The sequence below is a fragment of the Erwinia artemisiae genome, assembly GCF_051400835.1.
Lineage (GTDB): Bacteria > Pseudomonadota > Gammaproteobacteria > Enterobacterales > Enterobacteriaceae > Erwinia > Erwinia aeris.
Map to the genome: position 1 here is coordinate 153,404 of NZ_JBLFFM010000004.1, position 19,818 is coordinate 173,221.

12 protein-coding genes are annotated in these 19,818 nt (G+C 56.8%); 5 read left to right on the top strand and 7 right to left on the bottom strand.

Features of this window, described 5'->3' with window-relative positions:
• Positions 1–70: 70 nt before the first annotated feature.
• A complete protein-coding gene (gene menE, locus ACMGEE_RS11355; protein WP_436830155.1) occupies positions 71–1,417 on the top strand; it encodes an o-succinylbenzoate--CoA ligase in 1,347 nt (448 codons plus the stop codon).
• A 310-nt stretch (positions 1,418–1,727) separates the two neighbouring features.
• On the opposite strand, the gene ACMGEE_RS11360 is transcribed toward menE, so the two are convergent.
• Positions 1,728–3,173: a catalase gene (locus ACMGEE_RS11360; RefSeq protein ID WP_253459819.1), complete on the bottom strand. Its 1,446-nt coding sequence runs from the start codon at positions 3,171–3,173 to the stop codon at positions 1,728–1,730.
• Between the two features lie 214 nt (positions 3,174–3,387).
• Between ACMGEE_RS11360 and ACMGEE_RS11365 the strand changes: the two genes are divergently transcribed.
• The gene (locus ACMGEE_RS11365; protein WP_301251916.1) at positions 3,388–4,584 is read left to right on the top strand and encodes a nicotinamide mononucleotide deamidase-related protein YfaY; all 1,197 of its coding nucleotides are present in this window, start codon (positions 3,388–3,390) and stop codon (positions 4,582–4,584) included.
• Between the two features lie 38 nt (positions 4,585–4,622).
• On the opposite strand, the gene yfaE is transcribed toward ACMGEE_RS11365, so the two are convergent.
• The 4 genes from yfaE to ubiG all read right to left on the bottom strand — a co-directional run bounded on the left by yfaE (position 4,623) and on the right by ubiG (position 9,639).
• Positions 4,623–4,883, bottom strand: coding sequence for a class I ribonucleotide reductase maintenance protein YfaE (gene yfaE / locus ACMGEE_RS11370; protein ID WP_199746382.1), 261 nt, complete (start codon positions 4,881–4,883; stop codon positions 4,623–4,625).
• A 7-nt stretch (positions 4,884–4,890) separates the two neighbouring features.
• The gene (nrdB, locus tag ACMGEE_RS11375) at positions 4,891–6,021 is read right to left on the bottom strand and encodes a class Ia ribonucleoside-diphosphate reductase subunit beta (RefSeq protein WP_253459825.1); all 1,131 of its coding nucleotides are present in this window, start codon (positions 6,019–6,021) and stop codon (positions 4,891–4,893) included.
• 76 nt (positions 6,022–6,097) lie between these two features.
• A complete protein-coding gene (nrdA, locus tag ACMGEE_RS11380; RefSeq protein ID WP_253459827.1) occupies positions 6,098–8,383 on the bottom strand; it encodes a class 1a ribonucleoside-diphosphate reductase subunit alpha in 2,286 nt (761 codons plus the stop codon).
• Positions 8,384–8,910: 527 nt separating this feature from the next.
• Positions 8,911–9,639: a bifunctional 2-polyprenyl-6-hydroxyphenol methylase/3-demethylubiquinol 3-O-methyltransferase UbiG gene (ubiG, locus tag ACMGEE_RS11385; protein WP_125288228.1), complete on the bottom strand. Its 729-nt coding sequence runs from the start codon at positions 9,637–9,639 to the stop codon at positions 8,911–8,913.
• 179 nt (positions 9,640–9,818) lie between these two features.
• Here ubiG and gyrA point away from each other — a divergent pair, with 179 nt between their 5' ends.
• The 3 genes from gyrA (at position 9,819) to rcsC (ending at position 16,245) form a co-directional block, all read left to right on the top strand.
• Positions 9,819–12,455, top strand: a complete 2,637-nt coding sequence (gyrA, locus tag ACMGEE_RS11390; RefSeq protein WP_253459830.1) for a DNA topoisomerase (ATP-hydrolyzing) subunit A — start codon at positions 9,819–9,821, stop codon at positions 12,453–12,455.
• Positions 12,456–12,610: 155 nt separating this feature from the next.
• Positions 12,611–13,171, top strand: coding sequence for a hypothetical protein (locus tag ACMGEE_RS11395; RefSeq protein WP_436830049.1), 561 nt, complete (start codon positions 12,611–12,613; stop codon positions 13,169–13,171).
• Positions 13,172–13,389: 218 nt separating this feature from the next.
• The gene (rcsC, locus tag ACMGEE_RS11400; RefSeq protein WP_436830050.1) at positions 13,390–16,245 is read left to right on the top strand and encodes a two-component system sensor histidine kinase RcsC; all 2,856 of its coding nucleotides are present in this window, start codon (positions 13,390–13,392) and stop codon (positions 16,243–16,245) included.
• A 55-nt stretch (positions 16,246–16,300) separates the two neighbouring features.
• On the opposite strand, the gene rcsB is transcribed toward rcsC, so the two are convergent.
• Both rcsB and rcsD read right to left on the bottom strand, forming a co-directional pair.
• Complete coding sequence (rcsB, locus tag ACMGEE_RS11405; RefSeq protein WP_034938033.1) at positions 16,301–16,951, bottom strand: response regulator transcription factor RcsB; 651 nt, start codon at positions 16,949–16,951, stop codon at positions 16,301–16,303.
• A 1-nt stretch (position 16,952) separates the two neighbouring features.
• Entirely contained in the window at positions 16,953–19,604 is a 2,652-nt protein-coding gene (gene rcsD, locus ACMGEE_RS11410; RefSeq protein WP_394149417.1) for a phosphotransferase RcsD, read from the bottom strand.
• Positions 19,605–19,818 lie beyond the last annotated feature (214 nt).

The window sequence follows — 19,818 nt, forward strand, 5'->3', positions numbered from 1 at the left end:
GGAGTATGCTGACTTCAGGCTGCTGGCCCTGGCTGCCGCTGACGCCTGCTAAAGACCTGGAGGAAGTATGCTGAGCGCTGACTGTTGGCCATGGCTGTACTGGGCGAAGCTGGCGCCGACTCGCCTCGCGCTGACGGTTGACGATCGCGCCTACTGCTGGGCGCAGCTGGCAGACCAAATCGAGGCGCTGGCGGCAGGCTTCCACGCGCAGGGCGTAAGCGCCGGAAGCGGCGTGGTGTTACAGGCCGCCAACAGCGAACGGGCCGTGCTGGCCTGGCTGGCGCTGCTGCGCTGCGGCGCGCGCCTGCTGCCTGTCAATCCCCGGCTGCCGGCCTGGCAGACTGCCGCGCTGCTGCCTTCGTTAAATATGGACTATGCGCTGACGCTGAACGGCGAGGGGCCAGCAAATATCCCTGCGTTAAAGACAATCAATCAAGCTGGCCCGATCCCGGCCCGCTGGCAGCGCGACGCCATCGCCACGCTGACGTTAACCTCCGGCTCCACCGGCCTGCCGAAAGCCGCTGCACACAGCTTTAACGCGCATTTCGCCAGCGCGCACGGCGTAACGACAAGGCTGAACTTTGGGGCGGACGACAGCTGGCTGCTCTCGCTGCCGCTGTTTCATGTTTCCGGCCAGGGCATTTTCTGGCGCTGGCTTTACCGCGGCGCAAGGCTGGTGCTCAGCGATAACAAAATCAGCCCGGAAGCGACTTTTGCCTCGCTGGTGCCTACGCAGCTCTGGCGTTTGCTGCAGGAGCCGACGCTGCGGCTGGGCACCGTTTTGCTTGGCGGGGCGGCTATTCCGCCAGCCTTGACCGCTCAGGCGGAAGCGCGCGGCATCGCCTGCTGGTGCGGCTACGGCATGACGGAAACGGCCTCGACCGTGGCGGCGAAAAGGGCGGACGGCGAGCCGGGCGTCGGCGAGCCGCTGCCCGGTCATAGCATCAGGCTAAACGAGGGAGAAATTACGCTACGTTCAGAGGCGTTGGCCTGCGGCTACTGGCAGGACGGGAAGCTGCTGCCGCTTACCGATAAGGAAGGATGGTTTCACACGCGCGATGGCGGTGTGCAGCGCGGTAACAATCTGCTGATTAGCGGGCGTCTGGACAATCTGTTTTTCTCGGCGGGGGAAGGTATTCAGCCCGAACAGCTGGAAGCGGTGCTGGCCCGGCACGAAACGGTGGAGCAGATTTTTATCGTGCCGCAGCCTGATGAGGAGTATGGTCACCGGCCGGTTGCGCTGGTGGCGCTCAAGGGCACGTCTTCGTTCGCGCCGCTGCAGGACTGGGCGGCAAAAAATCTGGCCGGGTTTCAACGCCCGGTGCGCTGGTACACACTGCCGAAGCTGAGCGGCGGCGGCATCAAGCCTTCCCGCAGGCAGCTGGCGGAGTGGGTGTTACGGCAGGAAAAACAGTAATGCCGGAACAAATTCCGGCATTACTGACTGTTGACAAAACTATGCTCAGCCGTCAGTTCGCTACTTCGTTGGGTGAATAGCCGCAGAGACAGAGCGGAACACGGAGATGCCGTGAATACGACTATCCAGGCTTGTTTCGCGCGTCCATGCGCGATCGCCTGTCCGCTCAGCCTCTACCGCTGTGGTGCTGCTGTAAAAAACGGCAATACACCCGCAGGCTTTTAAGTTGGTCATCAAACAATAATGCCGGGAAAATATCCCGGCATGGCTATGCTGACTGACGCTATCGAGGCCAAAGACGGCCCGACATTTAGCCCTGTTTTGCTTCTTTCAGCGCCTGTTCCACGCCTGCGCCGTAGGCCGGATGCACCTGATAAAAGAGCGCGAGCTGGCGCTGCTGGATAAACTCCGGTATCTGACGCAGCTCTCCGGCGATACGCTGGAACATCCGCTGGTGTTCCTCTTCGCTCAGCAGGTTAAACAGCGCGCGCGGTTGGGTGAAGTAGTCATCATCTTCGCGATGGTTCCAGTGGTCGGCTGCACCTTCCAGCGACAGCGGCGGCTCGCTGAAATCGGGCTGCTCCTGGAACACGTTAAAGCTGTTGGGTTCGTAGGTGGCGCCGTTGCCGCTGTTGCCGTCCACGCGCATCGCGCCGTCGCGATGATAGTTGTGGAAGGGACACTTCGGCGCGTTCACCGGGATCTGATGATGGTTGACGCCCAGACGATAGCGGTGCGCGTCACCATAGGAGAACAGGCGACCCTGTAGCATCCGATCCGGCGAGAAACCGATGCCGGGCACTACGTTAGCCGGGCTCATGGCGACCTGTTCCACTTCGGCAAAGTAGTTGTCCGGATTGCGGTTCAGCTCAAACTCGCCCACTTCAATCAGCGGATAGTCGGCGTGCGGCCAGACTTTGGTCAGATCGAACGGGTTGTAAGGCGTGGAGGAGGCTTCGGCTTCCGGCATAACCTGCACAAAGAATTTCCAGCGCGGGAAGTTGCCTTGCTCAATGGCGTCGAACAGATCGCGCTGCGAGCTTTCACGGTCGCGACCAATCAGCAGCGCGGCCTCATCGTCCATCAGGTTCTGAATGCCCTGTTCGCAGCGCATATGGAATTTAACCCAGAAGCGCTCCTGCTGGTCGTTGATAAAACTATAGGTGTGGCTGCCGAAACCGTGGATATGGCGATAGGAAGTGGGCAGGCCGCGATCGCTGAAGTCGATAGTCAGCTGGTGCAGCGACTCTGGCAGCTGCGAGAAGAAATCCCATTTGTAGGTTGGGTTACGCAGGTTGGTACGCGGATCGCGTTTCACCACGTGGTTCAGATCGGGGAACTTCAGCGGATCGCGCAGATAGAAAACGGGGGTGTTGTTGCCGACCAGATCCCAGTTGCCTTCTTCGGTATAAAATTTCATCGAGAAACCGCGAATATCACGCTCGGCATCGGCACCGCCGCGCTCGCCGGCCACGGTAGAAAAGCGCATAAACAGGTCGGTTTTTTTGCCCACTTCGGAAAAAATCTTCGCCCGGCTGAAACGGGTAATATCTTTAGTTACGGTAAAGGTGCCGTAAGCGCCGGAGCCTTTGGCGTGCATACGGCGCTCCGGGATCACTTCGCGGTCGAAGTGGGCCAGCTTTTCCAGAAACCAAACGTCCTGTAGCAGCATCGGGCCGCGGCGTCCGGCAGTCATTACATTATTATTATGGGCGACTGGCGCGCCTGAGGCGGTGGTGAGTCCTTTTTTGGTCATGAGCGCATATCCTCGTTAACTGAAGTGATACCTTTCAAAATTTCTTTTTCAATCGGCACTGGCTATTGTGTGGGCTATATTGCCCGCTTCGGTTAATCGACGGCAATCTGGCGTTAGCTATTGCTGCCATTTGCCGTATTGATGGTGAAATGACGTTGTAATTTCCCGTGAGGCTTCATACTGTTAAACAGGTCTGAACAATGCGGAGAAGAACATGATCAGAGTGGAAATGCTGTCTACCGGCGATGAAGTGCTGCACGGGCAAATCGTGGATACCAATGCGGCCTGGCTGGCCGAACTGTTGTTTCAAGAGGGATTACCCATGACGAGCCGCCAGACCGTTGGCGACAGTATGGAAGAGCTGGTCAGCGTGCTTACCGAGCGCAGCAAGGTGGCGGATGTGCTGATCGTCAACGGCGGCCTGGGGCCGACCAGCGATGATTTAAGCGCGGTTGCGGCGGCGAAAGCGGCAGGCGTCGGGCTGGTGATGCAGGAAGAGTGGCTGGCGAAGATGGAGGCGTTTTTTGCCGGACGCGGCCGCAAAATGGCCGACAGCAACCGCAAGCAGGCGGAAATCCCGGCGGGCGCCGAGATGATTGACAATCCGATCGGCACCGCCTGCGGTTTTGCGCTTCAGCTCAACCGCTGCTGGATCTTCTTCACCCCCGGCGTGCCGTCAGAATATAAAAGAATGGTCGAGGAGCAAATTCTGCCTCGTCTTAAAGCTCGCTTCCCGGTGTCAGACCCGCCGGTATGCCTGCGGTTGACTACCTTTGGTCGCGGAGAAAGCGATCTGGCGTCAGAAATCGAACCGCTGCCGCTGCCGGAAGGCGTGGTAATGGGATACCGCGCCTCAATGCCGATTATCGAGCTGAAGCTGAATGGCCCGGCCTCTAAGCTGCCTGAGATGGAGCAGTTCTGGCAGCAGGTGCGCGAGATCGCTGGCGAAAGCACGATTTTTGAAGGTACGGAAGGGCTGCCCGCGCAGCTGTCGCGTCGCCTGCAGGAACAGACCCATCGCCTGGCGGTCAGCGAACAATTTACCGCCGGACTGGTGCAGTATCAGCTCGCCTCGGTACAGGCGCCGCTGGCGGCGGGCAACGTGCTGCCGTCACAGGATGAAAGCCTGGCTGAACTGATGCAGCGCGCGCAACGGTTAGCCGAAGCGGATAAAGCCGATCTGGCGCTGGTGGTTGGCGCAGAAAAAGAAAATCACCTCGGCTTTGCCCTCTTTACGCCGCAGGGCTGCTGGAGCCAGCGGGTAAAGTTCAGCAACAACCGGCACGGGCTGAAGGCGCGTCAGGACGTTTCTGCCATGATGGCGCTGAATATGCTGCGGCGCTGGCTGGATGGTCTGGAGGTTACGGGCGGCCACGGCTGGATTGACGTGGTGGAGACGCAGCGAGGCTAAAAAAACCGCGCCGGAGGGCGCGGTTATTCAGCGTACAACTAAAGGTGCAGGATCTCGATCTCAATATCACCTTTAGCCTTGCAGCAGCACGGCAGGATCTCTCCCGGCTGAATAAAGGCCAGCGGTTTCTCCGCATAGCTGACTTCCCCTTTTACCAGGCGCATACGACAGGAGCCGCAGTAGCCTTCACGGCACTGAAACTCCACCTGATAGTTGTGGGCTTCCAGCGTCGTCAGCAGGTTAGGGTGATCCTCAGCGCATTCCAGACGCGTGCCGCAGGCGCTGAGGGTAACGTACATCCGCATGTTACAGCTGGAAGTCGTCGAAGTCGTTTTCGCCTACTTCGGAATCGATCTGCCCAACCAGATAAGAGCTGACCTCTACTTCCTGCGGCGCAACCTGCACGTTGTCCGAAACCAGCCAGGAGTTGATCCACGGGATCGGGTTAGAGCGGGTTTTAAACGGCAGCTCCAGACCCACAGCGTTCATGCGGATATTGGTGATGTATTCGATGTACTGGCAAAGAATATCTTTGTTCAGGCCAATCATCGAGCCGTCGCGGAACAGGTATTCCGCCCACTCTTTCTCTTGCTGCGCGGCCAGCACAAACAGGTCGTAGCACTCCTGCTGGCACTCTTTAGCGATTTCCGCCATCTCCGGATCGTCTTCGCCGCTTCTCAGCAGGTTCAGCATATGCTGAGTGCCGGTCAGGTGCAGCGCTTCATCACGGGCAATCAGCTTGATGATTTTCGCGTTGCCTTCCATCAGTTCACGCTCGGCAAAAGCAAACGAGCAGGCAAAGCTGACGTAGAAGCGGATCGCTTCCAGCGCGTTCACGCTCATCAGGCAGACATAAAGCTGTTTTTTCAGCGCTCTCAGGTTAACGGTCACGGTTTTGCCGTTGACCTGATGTGTGCCTTCGCCCAGCAGATGCCAGTAGTTGGTCATCTCGATCAGATCGTCGTAGTAGCCGGAGATATCTTTGGCGCGCGACAGGATCTGCTCGTTGGTAACGATATCGTCAAACACCACCGCCGGATCGTTAACGATGTTGCGGATAATATGCGTATAAGAGCGCGAGTGGATGGTTTCAGAAAACGCCCAGGTCTCGACCCAGGTTTCCAGCTCGGGGATCGAAATCAGCGGCAGCAGCGCCACGTTCGGGCTACGTCCCTGAATGGAATCCAGCAGCGTCTGGTATTTCAGGTTGCTGATAAAGATATGCTTTTCGTGGTCCGGCAGGCCCTGGTAGTCGATGCGGTCGCGCGACACGTCCACCTCTTCCGGACGCCAGAAAAAGGAGAGCTGCTTTTCGATCAGCTTTTCAAAAATGCCGTATTTCTGCTGGTCGTAGCGGGCGACGTTGACCGGCTGGCCGAAAAACATCGGTTCGTTCAGCTGGTCGTTTTTATTTTGCGAGAACGTGGTGTAAGCCATGACATTATCCAGTGAGGAAGGGCAGGGAAAACCCGGCCCGACGTAAAATCAGGGGGCGAAGCTCGCCCCGCTTTGGTTAAATCTTGCAGGCGCCGCTTTCACAGCCGTCATCCTGAATGGATGGCGCCAGGTCGTCCTGAGCATCTTCCGCGCCGTCGCGGGTGTTCTGGTAATAAAGCGTTTTCACGCCGAACTTATAGGCGGTCAGCAGATCTTTCAGCAGCTGTTTCATCGGCACGCGACCGTTGGCAAAGCGCGTCGGATCGTAGTTGGTGTTCGATGAAATCGCCTGGTCGATAAACTTCTGCATCAGGCCGACCAGCTGCAGATAGCCGTCGTTATTCGGCATATCCCACAGCAGCTCATACTGATCTTTTAGACGCTCATACTCCGGCACCACCTGACGCAGAATGCCGTCTTTGGAAGCCTTGATGCTGATATGGCCGCGCGGCGGCTCAATGCCGTTGGTGGCGTTGGAGATCTGCGAAGAGGTCTCTGACGGCATCAGCGCGGAAAGCGTGGAGTTGCGCAGGCCGTGCGTTTTAATCGCCTCGCGCAGCGCTTCCCAGTCCAGGTGCAGCGGCTCGTTGCTGATCGCATCCAGATCTTTCTTGTAGGTGTCGATCGGCAGAATGCCCTGCGCATAGGTGGTTTCGTTAAACCACGGGCAGGCGCCTTGCTCCTGTGCCAGCTCGTTGGAGGCCTTCAGCAGGTAGTACTGAATGGCTTCAAAGGTTTTGTGCGTCAGGTTGTTGGCACTGCCGTCGGAATAGCGCACGCCGTGCTTCGCCAGATAGTACGCGAAGTTGATCACGCCGATACCCAGCGTACGACGGCCCATCGCGCCGCGTTTGGCGGCCGGGATTGGGTAATCCTGATAGTCCAGCAGCGCATCCAGCGCGCGCACTGCCAGCGTGGCCAGCTCCTGCAGATCGTCCAGGCTTTCAATGGCGCCAAGGTTGAACGCCGACAGCGTACAGAGCGCGATTTCGCCGTTCTCGTCGTTGACGTCCATCAGCGGTTTGGTCGGCAGCGCAATCTCCAGGCAGAGGTTGGACTGGCGCACGGGCGCGATAGCCGGATCGAACGGGCTGTGGGTGTTGCAGTGGTCAACGTTCTGAATATAGATACGGCCGGTTGAGGCGCGTTCCTGCATCATCAGTGAGAACAGGTCTACCGCTTTTACGCGCTGCTTGCGGATGCTGTCGTCCTTCTCGTATTTGGTATACAGGCGCTCAAACTCTTCCTGATCGGCAAAGAAAGCGTCATACAGGCCAGGCACGTCGGACGGGCTGAACAGGGTGATTTCTTCGCCCTTCAGCAGACGGGTGTACATCAGTTTGTTGATCTGTACGCCGTAGTCCATGTGACGCACGCGGTTGCCTTCCACGCCACGGTTGTTTTTCAGCACCAGCAGGCTTTCTACTTCCAGATGCCACATTGGGTAGAACAGCGTCGCTGCACCGCCGCGCACGCCGCCCTGCGAGCAGGATTTCACCGCCGTCTGGAAATGCTTGTAGAAAGGAATACAGCCGGTGTGGAAGGCTTCGCCGCCACGGATCGGGCTGCCCAGCGCGCGGATGCGGCCAGCGTTGATGCCGATACCGGCGCGCTGGGAAACATATTTCACGATGGCGCTGGAGGTGGCGTTAATCGAATCCAGGCTGTCGCCGCACTCGATCAGCACGCAGGAGCTGAACTGGCGGGTTGGGGTGCGCACGCCGGACATAATCGGCGTCGGCAGGGAAATCTTAAAGGTAGAAATCGCGTCGTAGAAACGTTTTACGTAATCCAGACGTGTCTCACGTGGATAGCCGGAGAACAGGCAGGCCGCCACCAGAATATAGAGGAACTGCGCGCTTTCGTAGATATCGCCGCTCACGCGGTTCTGCACCAGATATTTGCCTTCCAGCTGCTTAACGGCGGCATAGGAGAAGTTCATATCGCGCCAGTGGTCGATAAAGCCGTCCATCTGCTCGAACTCTTCCACGCTGTAGTCTTCCAGCAGGTGGCGATCGTATTTACCCAGATCGACCATGCGCTTCACCTGATCGTAAAGTTTCGGCGGCTCAAACTGGCCGTAGGCTTTTTTACGCAGGTGGAAGATAGCCAGGCGCGCGGCCATGTACTGATAGTCCGGCGCATCGCGGGAGATCAGGTCGGCAGCAGACTTGATGATCGTCTCGTGGATGTCGGAGGTCTTGATGCCTTCGTAAAACTGGATATGGGAACGCAGTTCAACCTGAGAGACGGAAACGTTTTGCAGACCTTCTGCAGCCCAGTCAAGCACGCGGTGGATTTTATCCAGATTGATGCGTTCGGTGCGGCCATCGCGTTTAGTGACAAGCAGGCTCTGATTCATGTGGCGTTTTTATCCTGTCCGTGAGATCGAAAATATCCCCCGTTTATACACAGACTGCTCACGTGTGAGTAACTCTGTGGATAAACACTATATATAGGGGGTGGATGAAGTATTGATAACAATATGGTGGTTATTTTAGTAATTTCTGCGATCTTAACAAGCCTTGACGCAGCGGCAATTTTACTGATCGCGGGCTGGCCGTTTTCCTAAGTCCGCGTTTCTCAAGGCCCTGGGTCCATGTCAACAGGGCGAGAAATTTTTTCTTATTTTTCCTGAATGCGGGATCTTTGCGCACCCTTGATCCGCCGCCTTTTTTTTTGGCCAAAAAGTATACTTCAGATGCTGAAAATATCCTGACGAATGGCGAAAAAAGCGACGCAGGCACGAAATAAAATTTACGCCGAAGCTAATAAGAAATTCCTGCAAAGGCAGAAGGACAAAAAGTGCGGTGCGAGAAGGGAAGTGCAGCCAAAGCGGAGGCAGGAAAAAATTTCCCTTAAGAAACAGCGTCCTTAAGGGAAGAGGCGTTATTCCGCAGGGCGGTGCGTATGCACCATATAGTTAACGTCGACGCCCGGCGCCAGCTTGAACTTGTTGGTCAGCGGATTGTAATGCAGGCCAATCATATGACGCTCGCGCAGCGAGGTTTCATCAACCCAGTTCAGCAGCTCGCCGGGGCGGATAAACTTTTTAATATCGTGCGTACCGCGCGGCACCATGCGCAGCACATACTCCGCACCGATCACCGCCATCAGCCAGGATTTGCTGTTGCGGTTAAGGGTGGAAAAGAACACTTCGCCGCCGGGCTTAACCAGCTTCGCGCAGGCGTGCACCACCGAGCGCGGATCCGGCACGTGCTCCAGCATCTCCATACAGGTCACCACGTCGTACTGACCGGCGAACTGCTCCGCATGCTCTTCAACGGTTTGCTGTACGTAGTCGACCTTCACGCCGCTTTCCAGCGCATGGAGACGGGCGATCTCCAGCGGTTCCGCGCCCATATCCAGGCCGGTCACTTCGGCGCCTTCACGCGCCATGCTTTCCGCCAGGATGCCGCCGCCGCAGCCGACGTCCAGCACCTTTTTGCCAAACAGGCCGTCGCTGTGCTGAGCGATATAACCCAGGCGCAGCGGGTTAATGCGGTGCAGCGGTTTAAACTCGCCTTCCAGATCCCACCAGCGCGACGCGACCGCCTCGAACTTGGCAATTTCCTGATGATCCACGTTAGCCGTGGCGCTGTTTTGCTCTGCCTTCATTGTTTCTTACTCCCTGGAAGTTTGGCTTCAGTATACATCTTTCCGCAGGCGAACGGCCGACAGGATAAAAGCGCGCGATTAAAGCGGGCGGAACGACGCTTTCCGTTCACCATAGTGCCTAAAGGTGATATACTTTCGCACCTTTAAATCCGGGTATAATTTAGAAGGAAAGCGCCTCCATGAGTGACCTGGCCAGAGAAATCACACCGGTCAATATCGAAGAAGAGCTAAAGAACTCTTACCTTGATTATGCCATGTCGGTCATCGTTGGCCGTGCATTGCCAGACGTCCGCGATGGCCTGAAGCCAGTACACCGTCGCGTGCTCTATGCCATGAACGTGCTGGGCAATGACTGGAACAAACCTTATAAAAAGTCAGCCCGTGTTGTCGGCGACGTTATTGGTAAATATCACCCGCATGGCGATACCGCCGTGTATGACACTATCGTGCGTATGGCGCAGCCTTTCTCGCTGCGCTACATGCTGGTAGACGGCCAGGGCAACTTCGGTTCCGTTGACGGCGACTCCGCTGCGGCAATGCGTTATACCGAAGTGCGCATGTCTAAAATCGCTCACGAGCTGCTGGCGGATCTGGAAAAAGAAACCGTCGACTACGTGCCGAACTATGACGGCACCGAGCAGATCCCGGAAGTCATGCCGACCAAGATCCCGAACCTGCTGGTTAACGGTTCTTCGGGCATCGCCGTGGGCATGGCGACCAACATTCCGCCGCACAACCTGACGGAAGTGATCAACGGCTGTCTGGCCTATATCGAAGATGAGAACATCAGCATTGAAGGGCTGATGGAACACATTCCGGGGCCTGACTTCCCGACCGCCGCCATCATCAACGGCCGTCGCGGCATCGAAGAAGCCTATCGTACCGGGCGCGGCAAAATCTATATCCGCGCGCGTGGCGAAGTGGAAGTGGACGCTAAAACCGGCCGCGAAACCATCATCATCCACGAAATTCCCTATCAGGTGAACAAAGCGCGCCTGATCGAGAAAATGGCGGAGCTGGTGAAAGAGAAACGTCTGGAAGGGATCAGCGCGCTGCGCGATGAGTCCGATAAAGACGGGATGCGCATCGTGGTGGAAGTGAAGCGCGATGCGGTAGGCGAAGTGGTGCTGAACAACCTCTACTCGCTGACCCAGCTGCAAACCTCTTTCGGCATCAACATGGTGGCGCTGCATCAGGGCCAGCCGAAGATCATGCCGCTGAAGGATATTCTGGAAGCCTTTGTTCGCCACCGCCGTGAAGTGGTGACGCGCCGGACTATCTTTGAACTGCGCAAGGCTCGCGATCGCGCGCATATCCTTGAAGCGCTGGCGATCGCGCTGGCCAACATCGATCCTATTATCGAGCTAATCCGCCACGCGCCAACGCCAGCGGAAGCGAAAGCGGGTCTGGTGGCGCGTCCGTGGGAGCTGGGCAACGTTTCCGCCATGCTGGAACGCGCGGGCGACAACGCGGCGCGTCCGGAGTGGCTGGAAGAAGAGTACGGCATTCGCGACGGCCAGTATTACCTGACCGAACAGCAGGCCCAGGCGATCCTGGATCTGCGTCTGCAGAAGCTGACCGGCCTGGAGCACGAAAAGCTGCTGGACGAGTACAAAGAGCTGCTGGAGCAAATTGCCGAGCTGATCCGCATTCTGGAAAGCGCAGAGCGCCTGATGGAAGTGATCCGCGAAGAGCTGGAGCTGGTGCGTGACCAGTTTGGCGACAAACGCCGCACGGAAATCACCGCCAACAGCGCCGATATTAATATTGAAGATCTGATCAACCAGGAAGATGTGGTCGTGACCCTGTCGCATCAGGGCTACGTGAAATATCAGCCGCTGACGGATTACGAAGCGCAGCGTCGCGGCGGCAAAGGCAAGTCGGCAGCACGCATCAAGGAAGAAGACTTTATCGACCGCCTGCTGGTGGCCAACACCCACGATACGATCCTCTGCTTCTCCAGCCGTGGTCGTCTCTACTGGATGAAGGTCTACCAGCTGCCGGAAGCGAGCCGTGGCGCGCGTGGACGTCCTATCGTCAACCTGCTGCCGCTGGAAGCGAACGAGCGCATCACCGCAATTCTGCCGGTGCGTGAATACGCGGAAGGCTGGAACATCTTTATGGCGACCGCCAGCGGCACCGTGAAGAAAACCGCGCTGACCGAGTTCAGCCGTCCACGCAGCGCCGGCATTATCGCCGTCAACCTGCGTGAAGACGATGAGCTGATCGGCGTGGCGTTGACCAACGGCAACGATGAAGCGATGCTCTTCTCTGCGGCGGGTAAAGTGGTGCGCTTCGCCGAGAACGCGGTGCGCGCGATGGGCCGTACCGCATCGGGCGTGCGCGGCATTAAGCTGGCGGAAGGCGATCGTGTGGTCTCGCTGATCGTGCCGCGTGATGACGGCGCTATCCTGACGGTGACGCAGAACGGCTACGGTAAGCGTACCGCCAACAGCGAGTACCCGACCAAGTCTCGTGCGACCCAGGGCGTTATCTCGATCAAGGTCACCGAGCGCAACGGGCCGGTTATCGGCGCGGTGCAGGTGGTCGACAGCGATCAAATCATGATGATCACCGATGCCGGTACGCTGGTGCGTACCCGCGTGTCTGAAGTCAGCGTGGTTGGCCGTAACACCCAGGGCGTTATTCTGATCCGTACTGCGGAAGATGAAAACGTGGTGGGCCTACAGCGCGTGGCCGAGCCGGTTGCTGAAGAAGAGCTGGATGCTATCGACGGCAGCGTGGCCGAAGGCGACGAGGACATCGCGCCGGAAGTGATGGAAGATGACGCGCCGGAAGGCGACGAAGAAGAGTAATTTCTTCCGCTTAAGGTGCCAGAGGCCGGTTCAGTGAACCGGCCTTTTTTTATGCGCCGAAGAAAATGCGGAAGACGCTACGCAGGATTGGCGTCCGAAACGGACAGCGGCGAAGAGGATTGCTATACACGCAGGGCGAACTACGGAGGGTTGCCATGCAAATCAAAGCCGAACGTTATTTTTCTCCGCTGACGGGCAGGGGAGGATGTTATCTGGTCAGCGTAATTAAGCGGGACGGAAGAAAACGGGAATACATTGTTGAGATCAATCCATTACACAGGGCAATGTACTTTCTTTTTACTGGAAACTGGACGCATGATTATGTTGAAAATTTCGCCTGGATAGTAAGCTTTTATCCGCACGATGCGCTATTGTTGCCAGGCAAAGAGGGACGTTTTAAGCCTGACGGCGGCATGAACTTTACGCGTAGCGAGCTGGAGAAGTTTATGGTGCAGGGAATTGGGGCCGCCATAGAGGATTTTTCGCAACGGCATCGGCCGATGATGCTGGTAGCGGTGGCGATCCGGAAAAAGCTGGGCAGGTTGTATCATCGTCTTCTTATCCGGCACGCAGAGGCGGCCGGTTATCTTTATCATCAGACATATGTGCAGGAGGCTATTTATGTTATCGAGAAAAAATCAAAAAGCGCAAAGCCAGAGCGCGCGCCGACCTTCCAGAGAGGAGATTATTGCGCTATCGCTGGGTTGTATGAATGAATCTGCCGAGAAACTGGCCGCGCTGGCGCAAAAAAGCGACGTTTTTGCGGCCTGTCGCCGTTCCGCTGACGGTTATCCGGAAAAGTCTTAAGTAAGCGCGGCGTTTTACGCAGAAAACAGCGCGTTGAGCGTACGGGTAACTGGCTTTTTAACGGCTCTGGCGGTACTGTAGCGGGATCGTATTTGTCATCCCGACCAGCCGCCACTGTAGGTTCCGTTTGAAATATTTAGTCTCGTTCAGAACAACGTTAAGGATCTCTCGCTATCTGTTCCGGGCGCTGGCGCTGATGCTCTGGACGCTCGGTGCGCTGCTCACCACCTTTTATATTATTAACGTGCTGCACGAGAAAGAGGCGCAGGTACGGCAGGAGTTCAACGCCAGCTTTGAGCAGGCGCAATGGTATATTCGCCATTCCACAGACGTTACGCGAGAACTGAAATATATCGCCGAGAACCGGCTGAACGCGTCCGCCAATGGCCTTGACGTGCTCAACGGCGTTTTTCCCGGCAAAACGGCGCTGCCACAGTTTTATCCGCTCTATTCCGACTCTGACTGTAGCGCCATGAGCGACGTCTGGCGCAATTCGCTGGAGTCGCTGAGCTATTTCCTGCACTACTGGAAAGCCAATTTCGCTTCCGCCTATGAGCTGAACAGGGTGTTCTTTATTGGCGGTGAAAGCCTGTGCCTGGCAGACTTTGGCGTCGGCAACGCCTCCGCCGACCGCGAGCGCGCGCTGAAAGCGCTGCACGAACGCATCCTGAAATACCGCAGCGGCAATGATGAAGAGCGCAAAAACAGCTTCTTCTGGATCGCGCCGGCCAGCCAGCCCGGTACGGGCTACTACTATATGGTGACGCCGGTGTATGTCGCCAGCAAAATGGCGGCGCTGCTGGGTATTGAGCAAACCATCCGCCTGGATGATTTTGTGGTGCCGGGCAGCTTCCCGGTCAACGCTATGCTGCTGGACGCAGACAATCAGCGCGTGCTGACCTCTTCCCGGCCCGGCAGCCGGATATCGCTGGACGATCTGCCCGACGACAGCACCTGGTTCGGCTATATCAACGGCTACAAACAGCTGGTGCTGAAAAAAACGCTGACGCCGTCTTCGCTGACCATGGTCTATTCGGTGCAGACCAACGAGATGGTCGAAAAGCTGAAAATGCTGATCATCAATGCCATCCTGCTGAACGTCATCAGCGCCATTATTCTGTTTACGCTGGCCTGGCTGTTTGAGCGGCGCATGTTTTTGCCCGCCGAAGATAATGCCCATCGCCTGGAAGAGCACGAGCAGTTTAACCGTAAAATCGTCGCCTCTGCTCCGGTCGGCATTTGCATCCTGCGCACCAGCGACGGCACCAATATCCTCAGCAACGAGCTGGCACATAACTACCTCAGTATGCTGACGCAGGAAGACAGGCAGCGCCTGACCGAAATTATTTGCGGCCAGCAGGTTAACTTTGTCGACGTGCTGACCGGCAGCAATACCAATTTGCAAATCAGCTTTGTGCATTCGCGCTATCGCAACGAAAACGTGGCGATTTGCGTGCTGGTGGACGTCAGCGCACGCGTGAAAATGGAAGAGTCGCTACAGGAAATGGCACAGGCTGCCGAGCAGGCCAGCCAGTCGAAATCCATGTTCCTGGCCACGGTCAGCCACGAGCTGCGCACGCCGCTGTACGGCATTATCGGCAACCTGGATCTGCTGCAAACCCGCGCGCTGCCGAAAGGCGTAGAGTCGCTGGTCACGGCGATGAATAACTCCTCCAGCCTGCTGCTGAAAATCATCAGCGATATTCTCGACTTCTCTAAAATTGAGTCCGAGCAGCTGCGTATTGAACCACGGGAATTCGCGCCGCGCGAGGTGATCACCCATATCGCCTCTAACTATCTGGCGATGGTGGTGAAAAAACGCCTGACGCTCTGGTGCTTTATCGACAGCGACGTGCCGGTCACGCTGGACGGCGATCCGATCCGCCTTCAGCAGGTCATCTCTAACCTGTTGAACAATGCAATTAAGTTTACCCACACCGGCGGCATTATTTTGCAGGCCTACGTTAAAGACGGCTATCTGGCTTTCCGCGTGCGTGATACCGGCGTGGGCATACCGGCCAAAGAGATCACCCGCCTGTTCGATCCGTTCTTCCAGGTCGGCACCGGCGTGCAGCGTAATTTCCAGGGCACCGGCCTGGGGCTGGCTATCTGTGAAAAGCTGATCAATATGATGGACGGTGATATTGAGGTCGATTCCGAACCGGGAATGGGCAGCCAGTTTATCGTGCGCATTCCGCTTTATAACAGCAAGGTGAAAACCCCACAGCGGCACGAAGGCCTGGAAGGCAAAACCTGCTGGCTGGAACTGCGTAACGAGGCGCTGGCCGCTTTCCTGGAAAAATTGCTCGACGGGCACGGCCTGAAGGTGCAGCGCCTGCATGAGCTAAGCCGCTGCGAGCCGGATGACGTGATCGTGACCGATTACGACTTCCAGAGTCAGCAGGTGCACCGGGCGACTATCCGCTTTGACGGCAGCCATAACGATGGCCCGCAGGAGCTCTCGCCGGGGCGTTGGGTTTACGGCACCACCACGCCGCACGAGCTGCCCGCGCTGTTGGGACGCATCTATCGTGTTGAAGTAGAGATGCCGGACGCTTCGTCAGAGCTGCCGGAAACGGACGAGAAAAGCGTCACCAACGAAGATATTCTTATCCTGGTGGTGGACGATCATCCTATCAACCGCATGCTGCTGTCCGATCAGCTTGGCTCGCTGGGCTATCGGGTGAAAACGGCGCAGGATGGCGTGGATGCGCTCAACGTGCTGAGCCGCAACGAGATTGATATTGTCCTGACCGACGTCAACATGCCGAATATGGACGGTTATCGCCTGACGCAGCGCCTGCGGCAGCTGGGCCTGACCTTCCCGGTGGTCGGCGTCACCGCCAACGCGCTGGCGGAAGAAAAACAGCGCTGCATGGAAGCGGGTATGGATAACTGTCTGTCGAAGCCGGTTACGCTGGACACGCTACAGCAGACGCTGGCGTTTTACGCGGATCGGGTCAGGAAAAGCCGGGAAGGGTAACGCGGACAATAAAAAAAGCCTGGCGGGAGCCAGGCTCAGGACAAGCCTTGGGGGTTTAGTCTTTATCCACCGGCATGGTGCTGACGGATGAAAGATAGTTCAGCAGCGCGATATCGTTATCCACGCCCAGCTTCATCATCGCCGACTTCTTCTGGCTACTGATGGTTTTGATGCTGCGGTTCAGCTTCTTGGCGATTTCGGTTACCAGGAAACCTTCCGCAAACAGGCGCAGCACTTCGCTCTCTTTCGGGGACAGGCGCTTGTCGCCGTAGCCGCCCGCGCTGATTTTCTCCAGCAGTTTAGCCACGCTTTCCGGCGTATACTTCTTGCCTTTTTGCAGTGCGGCCAGCGCTTTAGGCAGGTCGGTTGGCGCGCCCTGTTTCAGCACGATCCCTTCAATGTCCAGGTCCAGCACGGCGCTGAGGATGGCCGGGTTGTTGTTCATGGTCAGAACGATGATCGACAGGTCCGGATAGTGACGCTTGATATACTTAATCAGCGTAATACCGTCGCCATATTTTTCACCAGGCATCGACAGATCGGTGATCAGGACGTTGGCGTCGAGCTTGGAAAGGCTGTTGATTAATGCTGTGGAATCTTCGAACTCACCGACAACATTGACCCATTCAATCTGTTCAAGTGACTTGCGAATGCCGAACAGAACAATAGGATGGTCATCGGCAATAATTACGTTCAGGTTGTTCATATTATTGGTTACCTTGCTGCAGCAGTTCGTTGACGTAGCGGTCAATTTCACTGGTGGTATTTTTAATGTTTGAATTGTCACACTCGGTTATGTGCTGTTCTAACGTTTCACAAAGCTGCTTGCCCGGTGTCAAATTAAGCATGGCAAACACACCCTTCAGGCGATGCGCAGTCTGAGCAAGCGAACTCAAGTCCCTTTCTGCTGCCTCATTATACAATCTCTTTACATCATCTGGTACTGTCTCAACAAACAGCTGGAAATAGCCTGGCGCGAACAGCTGCGCAGGCGTCTCCTCTTCTTCGGTCTCATCCAGGGCCAGCTGAAGCTCAATAAGCTGCAGTAACGCATCCTGCATAGCGCTGCTGATATTGAAATTCACCCTGAAGCGATCGCGGGAAAGCGCGGTGTAGCCCGCCTCATCATCCGTCAGCAGCAGCGACCAGGCCGTCAGGCTGGCCGGGTCGTCCGTGACCAGCACATCGTGATCCTGTCCGGAAAAGCGCTCGTCCGGCGTAATACAGCTGGCGCCCCAGTTTTCTAACTGGTGCACCACAATTTTTCTGACCTCATCCACGTTGATATCAATTAACGCGGTCAGACCTTCCAGCAGCTTCTCTTCCTGAGCCTGCTGATGTTCCTGCGGCGCATGAACCTGGATGCTGTAACGGGTGCCGATATCGGGACGCGCGACAATTTCAAGATGCCCGCCAAGCTGTTTGCACAGCTGCTTACAAAGGAAAAACGCCAGCCCCGAAGCCTGACCAAAACGGTCAAAGCTGGTTTCGCCGAGGAAAGGAAAATCGGTGTTGCCCATCTCGTCCACCGTCAGTCCGGCGCCGGTATCCACCATTTCAATCGCCAGCCTGTCCGGCCGATCGGCAGGATGGCTGACCTCAATAGAGATGCGGCCCCAGCTGGTGCTGGTAATGGAATAGTGCAGCAGAGTGGTCAGGATTTTGTAAATAGCGCGCCGATCGCCAAAACGGTTCTCGTCGCTGTTCAGACGGTTGCTGACCACCAGCTTCAGACCCTTACGCCGCAGCGAGGGCAGGGCCTCGGTCACCAGCTCATCAAGCACGCTTTGCAGGTTAAAGGCTTCGGCGTCCGGCGCCCAGTCGTGCGTTTCCAGACGATTTAACAGCACGATATCATCCACCAGCCGACGCAGCGCCTGCGCTTCCTGCAGCGCGTCTTCCAGCTGCTCGCCAGGCTGCGCGGATTCGATAGCCTGCAAATGGCCGATCACATCGCCCAGCGGCCGGTTCAGCGCGTGTCCCAGATTCTGCAACAGCTGCTGACGCGTCTGGTGGCTTTTATCCAGCACCTGCTGCGCTTTTTGCAGCTTTTTATTCACCAACAGCTCGCGATCCTGATCGCGCATCATAAACAGCTGGGTGCTGGCTGCCAGCATACTGCGCGCATGGCGGATCTCATAAACTTCGTTGTTAACGGTAGCCTGCAACACGCCCTGATGCTGATCGGACATATTGATGATCTTTTGCAGATTGAGATGCGGCAGCAGGTGCTCGGCGATTTTGTTGCTGATAATCGTGCGGTTGCTGGCAAAGTCATACACCAGCAGGCCAACCGGCAGGCTGGCCACAATCTCTTCGTTGAGGATGCGCAGCGACTCCAGTTCGGCGCTCTGGTTTTCGCTTGGGCGCAGCGACTGCTGGCGCAGCAGCAGCAGACCGGCCAGCGAAAGCAGCAGCAGCACAAAATTCGCCAGCAGCGGCCACATCAGGTTACGCAGCGTGTCGGCGATCAGGCCGAGGATCGGCACGCGATAAACCAGCTGCAACGGCGTGCTGGTCAGCGAGGCGGCGATTTCTACATTGGGATTCAGCAGCGTGACTTTAGTGCTGTGCGTACTGTCTTCATTCACGCTGGCGCTGCTGCCGGTACCGGCCATATCCTGCTTCAGCTGGAAATTTTCCAGCGGCATATTCAGTGGGATCAGATCGTTAATCGGCAAATCGAAGGCGACCACGGTGGCCAGGTGGCCCGGCTGGTTAAAGGTGGTGCGCACGGTAAAATAGTGGTCATTCTGCCAGGTAAAGCGGCGCAGCGGCGAGAAGCTTTCCCGCTCGTCCAGCGCGTTGGCCTGCTGGAGCATCTCCGCGCGGCGCGCATCGACAATAGTGCTGATGGCGCTCTCTTTATAACGCGTCGCCATATCTTTTAACGGCAGCGTCGAAATTAAAATCAGGCTGTTATCCTGCCCGTTGAGAAAATACATTGACCAGGTGCTGTTTTCGGCGCCCCATAGCGTATCCAGATAGTTAGACATACGCAGCGTCATATCCAGCGTGCTGCTGTCGTGCGAGCCAAAAATCAGCGCTTCGGTTTTACGGCGGGTTTTCTCAAGATAATAGACATCGGGACGCAGGCGGGTTTCCTGCAGGCTGTTCGGCGGCGAGCCTGCGGCATTGGCCGCAAGATTTTCATAAATCTGCCAGGTAGCGAACCGGTAGGTGTCGATACGCTTCTGCATAACGTGAGCGATATCCGCCATCGCATAGCGTTTATCGGTCAGCCAGGCGTTAACGGCGTTGTGGATCATAAATCCGGATGCCAACAGCAGTACCAGGATAAACATCACGAAAAACCGGGTGACGTTACCGGAAGTCAGTGGAAATTTGTAGGGCATCATAGCCGTGGAACCCCAGTTAACGAGCCATCAGTCAGGCACAGGTAAAGGCAAGCCGCGAACAAAAGGCCGGATGAGACAACGGAAGACGGGCAGTGGCTGCCTGGCGATTCATGGGAACACACGGATCTGTTGTGCGGCCACGCGCGCGTAAACAAAGAAATCGCGTGGGGTGCTGCCAGCGCGCAGGCGCTTGCGGGTCTGGCATCCTGAATCG

Excerpts from the sequence above, each read along its gene's own strand:
- ACMGEE_RS11365 (WP_301251916.1), top strand. The coding sequence starts at position 3,388 with ATGATCAGAGTGGAAATGCTGTCTACCGGCGATGAAGTGCTGCACGGG.
- ACMGEE_RS11395 (WP_436830049.1), top strand. The coding sequence starts at position 12,611 with ATGCAAATCAAAGCCGAACGTTATTTTTCTCCGCTGACGGGCAGGGGA.
- nrdB (WP_253459825.1), bottom strand. The coding sequence starts at position 6,021 with ATGGCTTACACCACGTTCTCGCAAAATAAAAACGACCAGCTGAACGAA.
- rcsB (WP_034938033.1), bottom strand. The coding sequence starts at position 16,951 with ATGAACAACCTGAACGTAATTATTGCCGATGACCATCCTATTGTTCTG.
- gyrA (WP_253459830.1), top strand. The coding sequence starts at position 9,819 with ATGAGTGACCTGGCCAGAGAAATCACACCGGTCAATATCGAAGAAGAG.
- ubiG (WP_125288228.1), bottom strand. The coding sequence starts at position 9,639 with ATGAAGGCAGAGCAAAACAGCGCCACGGCTAACGTGGATCATCAGGAA.
- rcsD (WP_394149417.1), bottom strand. The coding sequence starts at position 19,604 with ATGATGCCCTACAAATTTCCACTGACTTCCGGTAACGTCACCCGGTTT.
- nrdA (WP_253459827.1), bottom strand. The coding sequence starts at position 8,383 with ATGAATCAGAGCCTGCTTGTCACTAAACGCGATGGCCGCACCGAACGC.
- ACMGEE_RS11360 (WP_253459819.1), bottom strand. The coding sequence starts at position 3,173 with ATGACCAAAAAAGGACTCACCACCGCCTCAGGCGCGCCAGTCGCCCAT.
- yfaE (WP_199746382.1), bottom strand. The coding sequence starts at position 4,883 with ATGTACGTTACCCTCAGCGCCTGCGGCACGCGTCTGGAATGCGCTGAG.